Annotated in this window: 11 protein-coding genes; 7 read left to right on the forward strand and 4 right to left on the reverse strand. The window is 71.8% G+C overall.

Going from position 1 to position 15,158, the window contains the following annotated elements; all coding sequences use genetic code 11:
- The first annotated feature begins 18 nt into the window (after window positions 1-18).
- From ACGFNH_RS23350 to ACGFNH_RS23365, 4 genes are all read left to right on the forward strand, one after another.
- A complete protein-coding gene (locus tag ACGFNH_RS23350; protein ID WP_393656645.1) occupies window positions 19-1,947 on the forward strand; it encodes a 2-oxoacid:acceptor oxidoreductase subunit alpha in 1,929 nt (642 codons plus the stop codon).
- Window positions 1,940-3,004 carry a 2-oxoacid:ferredoxin oxidoreductase subunit beta gene (locus ACGFNH_RS23355; RefSeq protein ID WP_393656647.1) on the forward strand — a complete coding sequence of 355 codons (1,065 nt, stop codon included), beginning with the start codon at window positions 1,940-1,942 and terminating at the stop codon, window positions 3,002-3,004. The genes ACGFNH_RS23350 and ACGFNH_RS23355 overlap by 8 nt, the downstream gene beginning before the upstream one ends.
- Window positions 3,005-3,357: 353 nt before the next feature.
- On the forward strand, window positions 3,358-4,365 hold the full coding sequence (rarD, locus tag ACGFNH_RS23360; protein WP_393656891.1) for an EamA family transporter RarD: 1,008 nt from the start codon (window positions 3,358-3,360) through the stop codon (window positions 4,363-4,365).
- A gap of 400 nt (window positions 4,366-4,765) precedes the next feature.
- Window positions 4,766-6,142, forward strand: coding sequence for a M28 family metallopeptidase (locus tag ACGFNH_RS23365; protein ID WP_393656649.1), 1,377 nt, complete (start codon window positions 4,766-4,768; stop codon window positions 6,140-6,142).
- A gap of 117 nt (window positions 6,143-6,259) precedes the next feature.
- Here the strand turns inward: ACGFNH_RS23365 and ACGFNH_RS23370 are convergent, their stop codons facing one another.
- The 4 genes from ACGFNH_RS23370 to ACGFNH_RS23385 form a co-directional block, all read right to left on the reverse strand.
- The gene (locus ACGFNH_RS23370; RefSeq protein WP_393656893.1) at window positions 6,260-7,105 is read right to left on the reverse strand and encodes an ABC transporter permease; all 846 of its coding nucleotides are present in this window, start codon (window positions 7,103-7,105) and stop codon (window positions 6,260-6,262) included.
- Between the two features lie 193 nt (window positions 7,106-7,298).
- Window positions 7,299-8,339, reverse strand: a complete 1,041-nt coding sequence (locus ACGFNH_RS23375) for an ABC transporter ATP-binding protein (RefSeq protein WP_393656650.1) — start codon at window positions 8,337-8,339, stop codon at window positions 7,299-7,301.
- 329 nt (window positions 8,340-8,668) lie between these two features.
- Window positions 8,669-9,943: an outer membrane lipoprotein carrier protein LolA gene (locus ACGFNH_RS23380; protein WP_393656894.1), complete on the reverse strand. Its 1,275-nt coding sequence runs from the start codon at window positions 9,941-9,943 to the stop codon at window positions 8,669-8,671.
- A gap of 403 nt (window positions 9,944-10,346) precedes the next feature.
- Window positions 10,347-11,357 (reverse strand): polyprenyl synthetase family protein, encoded by a 1,011-nt coding sequence (locus tag ACGFNH_RS23385; protein ID WP_393656652.1) that lies wholly within the window; start codon window positions 11,355-11,357, stop codon window positions 10,347-10,349.
- 455 nt (window positions 11,358-11,812) lie between these two features.
- Between ACGFNH_RS23385 and fahA the strand changes: the two genes are divergently transcribed.
- The 3 genes from fahA to ACGFNH_RS23400 all read left to right on the forward strand — a co-directional run bounded on the left by fahA (window position 11,813) and on the right by ACGFNH_RS23400 (window position 15,146).
- Complete coding sequence (fahA, locus tag ACGFNH_RS23390) at window positions 11,813-13,048, forward strand: fumarylacetoacetase (RefSeq protein WP_393656654.1); 1,236 nt, start codon at window positions 11,813-11,815, stop codon at window positions 13,046-13,048.
- A gap of 779 nt (window positions 13,049-13,827) precedes the next feature.
- Window positions 13,828-14,331, forward strand: coding sequence for an RNA polymerase sigma factor (locus ACGFNH_RS23395; RefSeq protein ID WP_393656896.1), 504 nt, complete (start codon window positions 13,828-13,830; stop codon window positions 14,329-14,331).
- The gene (locus ACGFNH_RS23400) at window positions 14,328-15,146 is read left to right on the forward strand and encodes a zf-HC2 domain-containing protein (protein ID WP_393656656.1); all 819 of its coding nucleotides are present in this window, start codon (window positions 14,328-14,330) and stop codon (window positions 15,144-15,146) included. Before ACGFNH_RS23395 ends, ACGFNH_RS23400 begins: the two co-directional genes overlap by 4 nt.
- The last annotated feature ends 12 nt before the right edge of the window (window positions 15,147-15,158 follow it).

Raw genomic sequence — 15,158 nt, forward strand, 5'->3', positions numbered from 1 at the left:
CGAAGGAGGTCCAGTTCAGTGACCAGCCAGGTCAGCGCCCAGGCCGATGAGGCCGACGGGGCAGCCACCGGTGAGCAGCGCGCTCCCGGCACCAAGGAAGTCAGACGGCTCGACCGAGTGATCATCCGGTTCGCGGGTGACTCGGGCGACGGCATGCAGCTCACGGGCGACCGCTTCACCTCGGAGACCGCGTCCTTCGGGAACGACCTCTCCACGCTGCCGAACTTCCCCGCCGAGATCCGCGCCCCCGCCGGCACCCTGCCGGGCGTGTCCAGCTTCCAGCTCCACTTCGCGGACCACGACATCCTCACCCCGGGTGACGCGCCGAACGTGCTGGTCGCCATGAATCCCGCGGCCCTGAAGGCGAACCTGGCGGACCTGCCGCGCGGCGCGGAGATCATCGTCAACACCGACGAGTTCACCAAGCGCGCGCTGACCAAGGTGGGGTTCGCGGCCAGCCCGCTGGAGGACGGCTCGCTGGAGGCCTACCACGTCCACCCGGTGCCGCTGACGACGCTGACCGTCGAGGCACTGAAGGAATTCGAGCTGACGCGGAAGGAGGCCGAGCGATCGAAGAACATGTTCGCGCTCGGCCTGCTGTCCTGGATGTACCACCGGCCGACCGAGGGCACCGAGTCCTTCCTGCGCTCGAAGTTCGCGAAGAAGCCGCGGCTGGCCGAGGCCAACGTGGCGGCGTTCCGGGCGGGTTGGAACTTCGGCGAGACCACCGAGGACTTCGCGGTCTCCTACGAGGTGGCGCCGGCCGCCTCCGCGTTCCCCTCCGGTACGTACCGCAACATCTCCGGAAACCTGGCTCTGGCCTACGGGCTGATCGCCGCCTCCCAGCAGGCCGACCTCCCGCTGTTCCTCGGCTCGTACCCGATCACCCCGGCCTCCGACATCCTGCACGAGCTGTCCCGGCACAAGAACTTCGGTGTGCGGACCTTCCAGGCCGAGGACGAGATCGCGGGCATCGGCGCCGCGCTCGGCGCGGCCTTCGGCGGCGCGCTCGGTGTGACCACGACCTCGGGGCCCGGGGTCGCCCTGAAGTCGGAGACGATCGGGCTCGCGGTCTCGCTGGAACTGCCGCTGCTGATCGTCGACATCCAGCGCGGCGGCCCGTCCACGGGCCTGCCCACCAAGACCGAGCAGGCCGACCTGCTGCAGGCGATGTACGGGCGCAACGGTGAGGCGCCGGTCCCGATCGTGGCCCCTTCGACCCCGGCGGACTGCTTCGACGCGGCGCTGGAGGCGGTCCGTATCGCGCTGGCGTACCGCACCCCGGTGTTCCTGCTCTCCGACGGCTACCTGGCCAACGGCTCGGAGCCGTGGCGCATCCCGGGCATCGACGAACTCCCCGATCTGCGCGTGCAGTTCGCGACCGGCCCCAACCACACCGCCGAGGACGGCACCGAGGTCTTCCTGCCCTACAAGCGGGACCCGCACACCCTCGCCCGCCCCTGGGCGATCCCCGGCACACCGGGCCTGGAGCACCGCATCGGCGGCATCGAGAAGCAGGACGGCACGGGCAACATCTCGTACGACCCGGCCAACCACGACTTCATGGTCCGCACCCGCCAGGCCAAGATCGACGGCATCGAGGTGCCGGACCTGGCCGTGGACGACCCGACCGGCGACGCCTCGCTGCTGGTGCTGGGCTGGGGTTCGACGTACGGGCCCGTGACGGCGGGCGTCCGCCGTGTCCGCGCCGCCGGCGGACGCGTCGCCCAGGCCCATCTGCGCCACCTCAACCCGTTCCCCCGGAATCTCGGCGAGGTGCTGGGGCGCTACGAGAAGGTGCTGGTGCCGGAGATGAACCTGGGCCAGCTCGCCATGCTGCTGCGAGCCCGGTATCTGGTCGACGTCCGCTCCTACAACCAGGTGCGGGGGCTGCCGTTCAAGGCCGAGGAGCTCGCCAAGGCCCTTAAGGAGGCCATCGATGACTGAGGCGCTCTCGCTGGTGCCGAAGGCCGAAGCCAAGCAGTCCATGAAGGACTTCAAGTCCGATCAGGAAGTGCGCTGGTGCCCCGGCTGCGGTGACTACGCGGTCCTGGCCGCCGTGCAGGGCTTCATGCCCGAACTCGGCCTGGCCAAGGAGAACATCGTCTTCGTCTCCGGTATCGGCTGCTCCTCCCGCTTCCCGTACTACATGAACACCTACGGGATGCACTCCATCCACGGCCGCGCCCCCTCCATCGCGACCGGCCTCGCGGCCTCGCGCCGCGATCTGTCGGTCTGGGTGGTCACCGGGGACGGCGACGCGCTGTCCATCGGCGGCAACCACCTCATCCACGCCCTGCGGCGCAACGTCAACCTCAAGATCCTGCTGTTCAACAACCGGATCTACGGCCTGACGAAGGGCCAGTACAGCCCGACGTCCGAGGTCGGGAAGATCACCAAGTCGACGCCGATGGGCTCGCTCGACGCGCCCTTCAACCCCGTCTCGCTGGCGGTCGGCGCCGAGGCGAGCTTCGTGGCCCGTACGGTCGACTCGGACCGCAAGCACCTCACCGAGGTGCTGCGCCAGGCCGCCGACCACCCGGGCACGGCGCTGGTGGAGATCTACCAGAACTGCAACATCTTCAACGACGGCGCCTTCGAGGTCCTCAAGGACAAGGAGCAGGCGCAAGAGGCCGTGATCCGGCTGGAGCACGGGCAGCAGATCCGCTTCGGCACCCCTGCCGAGGACGGCCTCGGCTCCAAGGGCGTCGTCCGCGACCCGGCGACCGGCGACCTCCGGATCGTCGACGTGACGCCCGGCACGGCGGCCGACGTCCTGGTGCACGACGCACACGCGGAGAGCCCGACCACGGCGTTCGCGCTCTCCCGGCTCGCCGACCCGGACACCCTGCACCACACGCCCATCGGCGTCCTGCGCAGCGTCCGCCGCCCGGTCTACGACACGCTCATGGCCGACCAGTTGGAGCAGGCGGTGGAGCAGGGCGGCAAGGGTGACCTGGCGGCGCTGCTGCACGGCAACGACACCTGGACCGTCACCGCCTGAGGCCCGCCGGAGACCCCAGGGTTTCCGCGGCGCCGTTCCGCGGCGGTCGTTCCGCGGGGTCGCTTCCCCCGGATTCTTTCCCCGCGGGATCGTTCCGCGGCGCACGGACGGACCATCGCGGCCCGCGCCCGAGAGACTCGGGGGCGGGCCGCGTTCGTTCGTCCCGCCGCCGGCTCACCCACCTCCCTGCCGGAGCCTCCGCCCGCCCGGGGCCTCCGCCGCCCCCGAGCCTGTCATGACCGTATGGCGATACGGGCATGACAGGGAGCCCGTGCGGCGCTACCGTCGTGGCGTTGCCCCGCCGCACCCGGGAGTGCCTCTTGACGCAGACGCCGCGGACGCCGCAGCCACCGCTGGAGAGCGATGCGGCCTCGCCGAGCAACGACCAGCGCACCGGCCTGCTCTGCGGTGTCGCCGCGTACGGCCTCTGGGGCCTCGTGCCGCTGTTCTGGCCTCTGCTCAAGCCCGCCTCGGCCGTCGAGATCCTGGCGCACCGCATGGTGTGGTCCCTGGCCGCGGTCGGGCTGATCCTCATCGTGCTGCGCCGCTGGGCGTGGATACCCGAGCTGGTGCGACAGCCGAGGCGGCTCGCGCTGGTGACGGTCGCGGCGACCGTCATCTCCATCAACTGGGGCTTCTACATCTGGGGCGTGAACTCCGGGCGCGTGGTCGAGACCTCACTCGGCTACTTCATCAACCCCCTGGTCACCATCCTTTTCGGCGTCCTGCTGCTGAAGGAGCGGATGCGCCCGGCCCAGTGGGTGGCGGTGGGCATCGGCGCTGCGGCCGTGGTCGTCCTGACGGCCGGTTACGGGCGGCTGCCATGGATCGCGCTCCTCCTCGCCCTCTCCTTCGCGACATACGGCCTGGTGAAGAAGAAGATCGGCCTCGGCGGCATCGAGTCCCTCGCCGCCGAGACCGCCGTGCAGTTCCTGCCCGCGCTGGGCTTCCTGCTGTTCCTCTCCTCGCGCTCCGCCTTGGCCTTCGGCAACGAGGGCGTCCCGCACGCCCTGCTGCTGGCGTCCTGCGGCCTGGTCACGGCGGTGCCGCTGGTGTGCTTCGGTGCGGCAGCGATCCGTATCCCGCTGAGCACGATCGGGCTTCTCCAATACCTCGCCCCGGTGCTCCAGTTCGTGCTCGGGCTGGTCTGGTTCCACGAGAAGATGCCCGTCGAGCGGTGGGCGGGCTTCGGGCTCGTCTGGCTCGCGCTCACGGTGCTGACGTGGGACGCGCTGCGCGCCGCCCGGCGCGGGCGCGCGGCCTTGCGGGCCGCCGCGGCCCAGGACGCGCTGCGGCCGGCGGCGGCCACAGGGATGCCGGTCGCCCGGACCGAGAGCGGCACGGCCGACACCGGTACGTGAGCACGGAACCGGTACGGGGTGACGGAACCGTACGGGGCGACGGGAGCGGTTTCGGGGCGACGGAACCGGTACGGGGTGACCGGCCGGGCGGGTACGGGTGCCCGCCGTCGGCGCCGACAGCAAGCGCCCACGCGCCCCGTGCACAACGGCGGTCCCGGCGCTCCTCCGCAGCCCGGCCGGGTGCCCGTACACGCAACGGTCCCCCGCGCACCGGAAAAACCGATATCCGGCGGGTCATGTCCGAAATCTGCCCTTGACGGAGCGTCAGCCGCAGCCGAGCATCATGCTCGCGTCAAAGAATCGTTTTCGCTCCAGCGCCCCGCACTTCACCCAACCGTGGGGCGTCCCGTTCGTTCCGTCCTGATCTCTTTCAGACCTCTCGGAATCCGGAGCCCCCACCATGTCATCACGCACCCCCCGCATAGCCGAGCCCAGATCCACCCGAAGATCATGGGTCCGCAGAGCCACCACCGCAGCTGTCGCGGCAGGCGCCGTCGCCGGGCTCGTCGCCACCGCACCCGGTGCCACCGCCGCGGCGTCCGCCCCCTCGGCCCCCTCCGCGCCGTCGGCCGTGGCCGCGCCCGACATCCCCGTTGCCAACGTCAAGGCGCACCTGAACGAACTGCAGTCGATCGCCTCCGCCAACGGCGGCAACCGCGCCCACGGCCGCCCCGGCTACAAGGCGTCCATCGACTTTGTGAAGGCCAAGCTGGACGCGGCCGGATTCACCACCACCCTCCAGCAGTTCACCTCCAGCGGCTCCACCGGCTACAACCTCATCGCCGACTGGCCGGGCGGCGACCCCGACCAGGTGCTCTTCGCCGGGGCCCACCTCGACTCCGTCTCCTCGGGGCCCGGCATCAATGACAACGGCTCCGGCTCCGCCGCCGTCCTGGAGACCGCGCTCACCGTGGCCCGCGAGAACTTCAAGCCCGCCAAGCACCTGCGGTTCGGCTGGTGGGGCGCCGAGGAGCTGGGCCTGGTCGGCTCCAAGTACTACGTGAACAACCTCCCCTCCGCCGAGCGCTCCAAGATCTCCGGCTACCTCAACTTCGACATGATCGGCTCACCGAACCCGGGCTACTTCGTCTATGACGACGACCCCCAGATCGAGTCGGTCTTCAAGGACTTCTTCGCGGGCAAGAGCGTGCCGACGGAGATCGAGACCGAGGGCGACGGCCGCTCCGACCACGCCTCGTTCAAGAACGTCGGCATCCCGGTCGGCGGCCTCTTCACCGGTGCCAGCCGCGCCAAGTCCTCGGCGCAGGCGCAGAAGTGGGGCGGTACGGCAGGCCAGGCCTTCGACCGCTGCTACCACTCCTCGTGCGACACCACCTCGAACATCAACGACACCGCGCTCGACCGCAACAGCGACGCCATCGCCCACGCGATCTGGACGCTGTCGGCCGGCCAGACCGATCCCGACCCCGGGACGGTCTTCGAGAACGCCGCCGATGTCGCCATCCCCGACAACGGCACCGCGGTCAGCTCCTCCGTCGGCGTCACCGGCCGTACGGGCAACGCCCCGACGACCCTCAAGGTCGGCGTCAACATCAAGCACACCTGGCGCGGTGACCTGGTGGTCGACCTCCTCGCGCCGGACGGCACCGCGTACCGGCTGAAGAACTCCAGCGGCTCCGACTCCGCGGACAACGTCATCGCCACCTACACGGTCAACGCCTCCAGCGAGGTCGCGAACGGCACGTGGAAACTGCGCGTGCAGGACGTGGCCGCGCAGGACACGGGTTACATCGACAGCTGGAAGCTGACGTTCTGACCGGTCCCTCGAACCGCCACCCCCCACCCATGCGAAGGCCCCGCGTCCCTGCGGCGCGGGGCCTTCGCCCTGCCCGCCGCACGGGACGCGGGGCCACCGGCCCTGCGGGCCGTGCTGCTACACCGTGACGTCGCGCGCCGTGAAGCGGGCCCAGGCCAGGGAGCCGAACACCGCCATGTACAGGCCCTGCAGCTCCAGATTGCTCACCAGCTTCTCCCAGTAGACCGGTTCGCGGAGCAGGTCGGCGAAGCTCAGCCAGTAGTGCGGGAAGAGATACGGGTGGACGGCGTGCAACTGCGGGATGCTGTCGAGGATCTGCACGGTGATCAGCAGGCCGACGGTCGTCGCCATCGCCGCGATCCCGCTGTTGGTGAGCGTGGACACGAACAGGCCCAGCGCCGCGATCCCGGTCAACGACGCGGCGACGGCGACCGCGACGGCCAGGGCCCGTACGAGCCCCTCCGTGAAGGAGACCGTGACGCCGGAGATGAGGGTGAGGTCTCCGAGCGGGAACAGCAGCGCGGCCGCGGCCAGGGCGGATGCGGCCACGACCAGGGCCGCGGCGAGGCAGAAGACCAGCACCGCCGCGTACTTGCAGAGCAGCAGACGGGTGCGGCCGGCGGGTGCGACCAGCAGATAGCGCAACGTCCCCGCGCTCGCCTCGCCCGCGATCGCGTCGCCCGCGACCACGCCCACCGCCATCGGCAGGAAGACGGGCAGCGTCGCGGCGAGCGCCGCGAAGACCAGGAAGAGCCCGTTGCCGGTGATCTGGGTGAGGAAGGCCGGGCCGCCGCCTCCCCCGCCCGCCTGACCGCCGTCGCGCGTCTCGATCCGTACGGCTACACCGATGAGGACGGGCACGGCGGCGAGGACGGCGAGCAGCGCGAGTGTGCGCCAGCGGCGGAAGGTGGTCCGCAGTTCGCTGCGGAGGAGGCCGAGCGACCGCAGCGGGCCGCGCCGCATCTCGTCCGGCGCGGGTGCGCGGACCCCGGCGCGGGTATGGCCGCCTCCGGCCGGTGGACGGACTCCGCCGTGGGTGCGGGCCTCGTCGTCAGAAGGGACCCGCGCGTGATCGCGGCCCTCGTCCACGGCCCGTACGTCTGCGGCGCCCCTGGCGTCTGCGGTTCCCCTGGGGTCCGCGGTCCCCGTGGCGTCCTCAGCCCGCGACATCGAAACCCTCCCCGGTCAGGGCGACGAACGCGTCCTCCAGCGAGGCCCGTTCGGCACCGAATGCCCGTACGCGCACATCGGCCCGTACGAGCGCGGCGTTGAGATCCGCGAGGTCCGGCGCCTCGCCAGGGGGCAGTTCGCCGGTGACCCGGTCACCGGCGACGGCGATCCCGGCCACGCCGTGCTCCACCAGCACCCGTACGGCGACGGTGGTGTCCGGTGTGGTCACCGCCAGCCTGCCGCGCGCCCCCGCGGACAGTTCGGCGACCGGACCCTGTACGAGGAGGCGGCCGCGCGCCATGACCGCCGCGTGCGTGCACACCTGCTCGATCTCGTCGAGGAGGTGGGAGGAGAGGAACACGGTCGTGCCGTCGGACGCCAACTCGCGCACCAGGGTCCGGATCTCCCGCATGCCCTGCGGGTCCAGACCGTTCGTCGGCTCGTCGAGGACCAGCAGCCGGCGCGGGCGGAGCAGAGCCGCGGCCAGACCCAGCCGCTGCTTCATACCGAGCGAGTAGGCCCGCGCCTTCTTGCGCGCGGCCGTTGCGAGGCCGACACGGTCGAGTGCCGCGGCGACGCGGTCGGTTCGGGTGCGGGGATCGGCGGTGGGGTCGGCGGAGTCGAACCGTACGAGGTTGTCGTGGCCCGAGAGGAATCCGTACAGCGCCGGGCCCTCGATGAGCGCGCCGACCTCGGGAAGCACATCGCGCACCGCGCCCGGCATGGGGCGGCCGAGGACGCGGACCGACCCGGAGGTGGGGGCGATCAGCCCCATGAGCATGCGGATGGTGGTGGTCTTGCCCGAGCCGTTGGGCCCGAGGAAGCCGAAGACGCTGCCGCGTGGCACCGCGAGGTCGAGGGCGTCGACGGCGAGTTGCCCACCGCGGAACCGCTTCGTGAGGCCGCGCGCGGCGATGACGGGCTCGCCGCCGGCGCCCGCCGCCGGGCCGGTACGGGCGGGCGCGGGGGCGGTTCCGCGCCTCAGGGGCCCGCCGGGCCCGGCCCGTTCACCGAGCATTCGCTCCATCGCTCTCCCCGTCATCAGGCGCTGCCGCGGGCGACCCGGGCCGCCCGCACGCTCATCCTCCCCCGGTGGCGGTCGCGAAGCGCTCGCGCGCCACGCGGTCCGCAGGGAGACATCCGTACACCCGGTACGGGCCCGCATGCGGGCCGACGGTTGCCTGGCGCCTGGCGGGGACGCGTGGTGGGACGCGGACGCGCAGTGGGACGCGGACGCGTCGTGGGACACGGACGCGTCGTGGGACACGGACGCGTCGTGGGACACGGACGCGTCGTGGGACATGGACGCGCCCCACCGCGGGGGGGGGTTGCGGTGGGGCGCGTGTCAGGGGCGGGCTACTTGGCCTCGTTGGCCGCCTTCACCAGGGCCGACTTGTCGACGGCGCCGACGTAGACCGCGCCGTCGTCCGTCAGCAGGGCGTTGACCAGGCGGGTGCTGAAGACCGTGCCCGAACCGAACTTGCCGCTCACCTTGTCACCGAAGGTGTCCATGAGCGACTGCGCCTCGGACTCCCCCTTGCCCTCGCGCCGGGACGCCGGGCCGCCCTCCGGGTCCTTGACCCGGACGACGGTCGCCCATCCCTCACCCGAGCCGCCGAGTCCCGCCAGCTCCGGGAGGCCGCCACGGGGTGACGACGGCTGGACCGGCACGTCCGTCCCGCGCTCGGACGCCTTTGCGGAGTCGTCCTTCTGCTCGGTGACCTCGGTGCCCTTGGGCGGGGTGAACTCGAAGGTCTTCGCGTCCGGCTTGGCGAAGTCGACGCTGGTGAAGCCCGCGTCGAACACCGGCCCGCCGCCGGACTTCGGGGAGAGCGTGAACTTCAGCGGTACACCGTTCTCCGCGTCCACGGCGATGCGGAACGCACCGATCGTGGACTCCTTCTGCTTGGGCTTGATCACGAGCTGGTACGCGTCGCGCCCGGCGACCTTCGCCGTGCCGTCGACCGTGATGGACGTCGTACCGTCCGCGGCCTTCAGCACCTCCTTCGCGAGCTGCTGCGGCGTCGCGTCCGCCGCGTCGCCGCGCGGCGGGCGGTGCCCTCGGTCGCCGTTCTTCCCGTCGGTCCCGGTGCCCTCGGGCGCGGTCGCGTGGTAGGCGGCGTTGTCGGCGGAGTCGTACGCCCAGACCTCGTCGCCGTTGTGGATGAGGCTGTACTCGGCTGCATCGTCGATGATCGAGACGCGCTGCTTGTCGGGTCCGTCCGTGGCGACCCTCAACGTGTGGGAGCCGGACAGGAGTTCCATCAGCTTCGACTGCGGATCCGCGGTCCCGCCGCCCTTGCCCTTGTCCCCGCCGCCGAAGAGGGCGGAGCCACCGCCCGAGCCCATGCCCGGAAGCGACGGCAGTCCGAGGTCCGTCTTGACCTTGACGGTGCCGGACATCTGCTCCGTGTCGGAGGCGGCGACCTTGGCGACGAGATCCTCGGCCGAGATCTTCGGAAGGTCGGGGTCGCCGGAGCCGGCGAACGCCGGCACGAGTCCGATCGTGGCCGCCGCGATTCCCGCGACCGCGACCGGCACCGCGTAACGGGCGGCTCTGCGGCTCCGCGGCACCGCAGCGTCGTCGACATTCCAAGCGTCGTTGGCCTGCGTCGGTCGCTTACCTGACATCTGCCCTACCTCCGTGTCGGCGGCGGTCGTTGCGTCGAGCCGGGGCACGTCGCGCATATTGTCACCCTAGTCCGCCGCGCTGGTGCTACTAATCCCACCAAACCGGCCACGCCGGGGCGTCAGCCGACGGGATCAACTCCGCATACGTCTGGGGGATGAGACGCGCCATCCGCCCGGGGGAGGATCTACCGCGTACGGCGGAGCATCCCCTAGGGGGCGGAGCGGGTGGCACCCCGGAGGGACGGGACGTACCGCGGAGTGCCGGACTCCGTGACGCCGGTGCCGGTGCCGGTCCGTGACAGCTCGGCGGAACAAGCAATGTGACGACGCCTCAACACGAACACCCGACGCCCGGCCGTCGTCCCGGCCCCGATCCACACCGGCCCCGGCCCCGGACCCGCGGTCAGCCCGCGCGGTGCACCACCGCGTCGCACAGCTCCTCCAGCGCCGCCCGCGCCGGGCTCGTCGGCAGCGGCCCCAGCATGGCGCGCGCCTCCTCCGCGTAGCGGACGGTGTCCCGGCGGGCCTGCTCGAGCGCCGGGTGGGCACGCAGCCTGTGCAGCGCCTCCGCGTGGCGCGCGTCGTCCGTCAGGTCCCCGTCGAGCAGCGCGCACAGCTCCTGGTCGGCAGGGTCGCCCGAGGCGGCCGCCCGCGCCCGCAGGTGCAGCACGGGCAGCGTCGGAATGCCCTCGCGCAGGTCCGTGCCCGGCGTCTTGCCGGACTCGTGGCTGTCGCTCGCGATGTCGAGCACGTCGTCGGCGAGCTGGAAGGCGATGCCGAGCCGCTCGCCGTACTGGGTCAGGATGTCGACGACGCGCTCGTCGGCGCCGGACATCATCGCGCCGAAGCGCCCGGAGACCGCCACCAGCGAGCCGGTCTTGCCCGCGAGGACGTCGAGGTAGTGGTCGACGGGGTCACGGCCGTCACGCGGCCCGGCCGTCTCCAGGATCTGGCCGGTCACCAGCCGCTCGAACGCCTCGGCCTGGATGCGGACCGCCTCGGGGCCGAGGTCGGCAAGGATGTGGGAGGCGCGGGCGAAGAGGAAGTCGCCGGTCAGCACCGCGACCGAGTTGTCCCAGTTCGCATTCGCGCTGGCCACCCCGCGCCGTACGTCGGCCTCGTCCATGACGTCGTCGTGGTAGAGCGTGGCCAGATGCGTCAGCTCGACGACCACGGCGGACGGGACGACGCCCGGGGCGTGGCTGTCGCCGAACTGCGCCGCGAGCATCACCAGCAGGGGGCGGAACCGCTTGCCGCCGGCCTTCACCAAGTGCTGTGCGGCCTCGGTGATGAAGGGCACCTCACTCTTGGTGGCCTCCAGCAGGCCCTCCTCGACAGCCGCCAACCCGGCCTGGACATCGGCTTCCAGAGCCTGGTCCCGCACGCTCAGCCCGAATGGCCCGACGACGGTCACGAGGGGGTCTCCTGTCTGCAAACGACCTGCACGCAATGTCGATCTGTCGCTGTCACCACTGGCAGCGTATCCGGTCGCCTGTGGATCACAGCGGGCGGCCGTCCGTCCGATGGGCCCGGCCACCGGAACACCACCTCGACCACCGGTGACACCGAGGCGCAGGGCATGTGCGCTCGGCCATACGGCGCAGCGCGGGCCCCGGGCCGCGAGCACGGAACCCGCACGAACCGGGCGATGGCGGGGGTGGACGGAAGCCTCCCCGGGGGGGCGTACGGAGCCTTCCGGGTCGCATACGGAGCCTCCCCCGGCGCGTGCGGAACTTCCCACGCCAGCACTGCTTTTTCCCAGCATGTGATGTGCATTGGTGATTCACTGCCTATCGGCCCGCGGTCCGCCGCCAGGCCGTAACCTGTGGGACCGGCCACCCGGCGGACAGGAAGGCGAGGCACCGATCCATGCCCGAGCAGCTTGAGCAGCCCGAGCGGAGCCCGCTCAATCTTCCCGAAGGCGATCTCTTCGGTCTGAGCAATCTCCCGTACGGCGTCTTCAGCACGGCGGACGAGCCCGGCAGGCGCCGTATCGGTGTGCGCTACGGCGACCACGTCCTGGACGTCCACACGGCGGCGACGGCACTGGGCTCCCCGCATTCGGATCTGCTGGCCCACCCCACCCTGGGGGCCCTGATGGCCGCGGGCCGCCCCGTCTGGCAGGCCGTGCGCGCCGACATCCGCACCTGGCTCGGCTACCCGGCGATCGAACCGTTCCTGCACCCCCTGACCGACGTCACCCTGCACCTCCCCTTCGAGGTCGCCGACTACGTCGACTTCTACGCCAGCGAGCACCACGCCACCAACGTCGGCCGGATCTTCCGGCCCGACGGCGAGCCGCTCACCCCCAACTGGAAGCACCTGCCCATCGGCTACCACGGGCGGGCCGGCACCGTCGTCGTCTCCGGCACTCCGGTCGTACGGCCGTGTGGCCAGCGCAAGGCACCCTCCGACCCGGCGCCCTCCTTCGGGCCCTCGCTGCGCCTGGACATCGAGGCGGAGGTCGGCTTCGTCGTCGGCACGCCGTCGGCGCTCGGGGAGCGGGTCCCGCAGACCGCCTTCCGTGATCACGTCTTCGGTGTGTGCCTGCTCAACGACTGGTCGGCGCGGGACATCCAGGCGTGGGAGTACGTGCCGCTCGGGCCCTTCCTCGGGAAGTCCTTCGCCACGTCCGTCTCCCCGTGGGTCACCCCGCTGGAGGCGCTGGACGCGGCCCGTACGACGCCACCGGCCCGGGATCACGCGCTGCTGCCGTACCTGGACGACGCCGACCTGGAGCCCGGCGGGCTGGACCTGCGGATCACGGTCTCGATCAACGGCCACCCGATCTCCGAGCCTCCCTTCTCGACGATGTACTGGACCGCGGCACAGCAGCTCGCCCATATGACGGTCAACGGTGCCTCGCTGCGCACAGGCGATCTCTTCGCCTCCGGCACCGTCTCCGGCCCGGAGCCGGAGCAGCGCGGGTGCCTGCTGGAGCTGACGTGGTCGGGGCGCGACCCGGTGGAACTGCCGGACGGCAAGCGGACGTTCCTGGAGGACGGGGACGAGGTGACGCTGACGGCGTGGGCCCCGGGCCCGGGCGGCAGCCGCATCGGCCTCGGCGAGGTCTCGGGCCGCGTCCTGCCCGCGGCGGACCAGTAGGCCGGCAGGCACCGGGGCGGCCTTCGCGCTGCTCCAGCAGACACACGCGCCCACCCGTCGCCGAGAGGCGGCGGGTGGGCGCGGCACTGAGAGGCGTGGAGGGGCGGCGGGCCGGTGACCGCGAGCACCCGCCGCATCAACGGCCGTACGGTCCGCGTGACATGGGCCTCTCCCCTCTCCCGCGATCGGCCCGTGGGGCACCACAGCGCCCCTGTCTCATCGACGGTTCCGTTCCGGAGGGCGGCGACCACGTCGGCGACGACGCGCTCCACCACCGCGAGTTCCAGCCGGTGGTGAACGAAGCGCGGCTGCGCGAGCACTGCGCCGGCCCCTTACGCAGACCGCCAACCGGCAGGAAGAGCGCGGGCATCTGCACGCGGTCTCGTGCAATGCGGCCGGTCACCGGCGTCCCCGGGCAGTGCGGCTCCTCTTCCGGTGACTGCTGGGCATTCCGCTTCCGCCCCAGCGCTCCGGAGCGCCGAGACCGGAACCCCCGCCCGCTGAACCGGCGCCGTACTCCGGCCGGTTCAGCGATTCCCGATCCGCTCCACGACCTGGCGCGGGCGGTCGGTGATCGGCGTCTTGACGCTGCGAGCCCATGACCGCACTCGTGAGTGTCTCGGCAGGGGACCCGCCGCAGAGTGCCCGAGGAGACCTCGCACATGGCGCAGATCACATCCGCGAGAAAACCTTCCGTCCTGGCCGGGCGTCTAGAAGGCGTGAGATCAGTCAGGGCGGCAGCGCAGCACGAACCGGACGAGGAGCGTCTCGTCCGGCTCGTGGCAAAAGGCGACCGTGCCGCATTCGAGAAGCTGTACCGGCTTACGTCACCGTGGCTGGCGGTGCGGCTGCGCCGCCGCTGCGCGGACGAGCAGATCGTTGCCGAGGTCATGCAGGAGACGTATCTGGCGGTGTGGCGCGCAGCGGGCGCGTTCGCCGGAACTGCGGCCGGAGGGACGGCTGTCGGCTGGCTGTGGACGATCGCCGCGCGCCGGCTGATCGACGCGTTCAGGCGCAGGGCTCACCACGCGGAGCCGCCGCCCGCGGCAGCCTCGCAGCCCGTGGCGCCCGCCGCCGAGGAGGAGGCGCTCGCGGCGACCGTCGGCGGTGATGTCGGGGACGCGCTGCGGCGCCTCGCGCCGGAGCTCAGACAGGTACTGCAGGCCATGGTGCTCGACGGGCTGTCCGTGCGAGAGACCGCTGTCCTGCTCGGGCTGCCCGAGGGCACGGTCAAGACCCGTGCCCGCCGGGCCCGGATCGCGATGAGGGAGGCGCTGACATGAGCGGGGAACACGCGTCGACGCGGATCATCGACGGCTACGCGCGCGGCGACACGGACCTCGCCACCGACGAGGTGTGGGCCCTGGAGGCCCACCTGGAAGCGTGCCGGGTCTGCCGCGACCGGCTGTCGGCCGCCGTCACCGCACAGGCGCCCGCCGTGGCGGCGCTCGTCGACACCGTGTGGTCCGACCTCGCGCCCCAGTTGGCCGCCACCGCGGCGATGCCGCGCCAACGGCGCTGGTCGGCGCGGCTGTCGAGGTGGCTGACGCCGACGATGGTGCCGTGGCTGACCATGGTCATGAGCGTGGCACTCCTCGCGCTCCTTCTCGACCTGGTCGACACGGGCACCGGCGACGTGTCGTTCGTGCTGCTGCTCGCCCCGGTCCTGCCCGTACTCGGCGTCGCGGCGTCCTGGTCGCGCGGCATGGACCCGGCGTACGAGCTGACGGCATCCGTGCCCAGGGCCGGGCTCTATCTGGTGTTGCGACGCACCGCGTCCGTGCTCGCCGTGGTCATCCCCGCGCTGCTGGCGGGCGGATGGGCGACGGGGGTGATGGCCGCGCAGTGGCTGCTGCCCTGTCTGGCCTTCACCTCCGCGACCCTGGCGCTCGGGGGTGTCGTCGGCGTGACCCGCGCCGCCGTCGGACTGGTGGCCGTGTGGGCCACCGTGATCGTGGCGCCGACCCTGGCCGCGAGCCGTACGACCATCGCCCTGCAAACGGCCGGTCTGCCCGTGTGGGGGCTGATCCTCGCGCTCGGCATCGGTGTCGTGTTCGCCCGCAGGGGCGCGTACTCCGTGCTGGGAGCCCATCGTTGACCATCGGAGAGG

It is taken from the genome of Streptomyces sp. NPDC048639 (genome assembly GCF_043199075.1).
Classification (GTDB): domain Bacteria; phylum Actinomycetota; class Actinomycetes; order Streptomycetales; family Streptomycetaceae; genus Streptomyces.

Excerpts from the sequence above, each read along its gene's own strand:
- ACGFNH_RS23375 (WP_393656650.1), bottom strand. The coding sequence starts at position 8,339 with ATGGAGCGAATGCTCGGTGAACGGGCCGGGCCCGGCGGGCCCCTGAGG.
- ACGFNH_RS23400 (WP_393656656.1), top strand. The coding sequence starts at position 14,328 with ATGAGCGGGGAACACGCGTCGACGCGGATCATCGACGGCTACGCGCGC.
- fahA (WP_393656654.1), top strand. The coding sequence starts at position 11,813 with ATGCCCGAGCAGCTTGAGCAGCCCGAGCGGAGCCCGCTCAATCTTCCC.
- ACGFNH_RS23370 (WP_393656893.1), bottom strand. The coding sequence starts at position 7,105 with ATGCGGCGCGGCCCGCTGCGGTCGCTCGGCCTCCTCCGCAGCGAACTG.
- ACGFNH_RS23365 (WP_393656649.1), top strand. The coding sequence starts at position 4,766 with ATGTCATCACGCACCCCCCGCATAGCCGAGCCCAGATCCACCCGAAGA.
- ACGFNH_RS23380 (WP_393656894.1), bottom strand. The coding sequence starts at position 9,943 with ATGTCAGGTAAGCGACCGACGCAGGCCAACGACGCTTGGAATGTCGAC.
- ACGFNH_RS23355 (WP_393656647.1), top strand. The coding sequence starts at position 1,940 with ATGACTGAGGCGCTCTCGCTGGTGCCGAAGGCCGAAGCCAAGCAGTCC.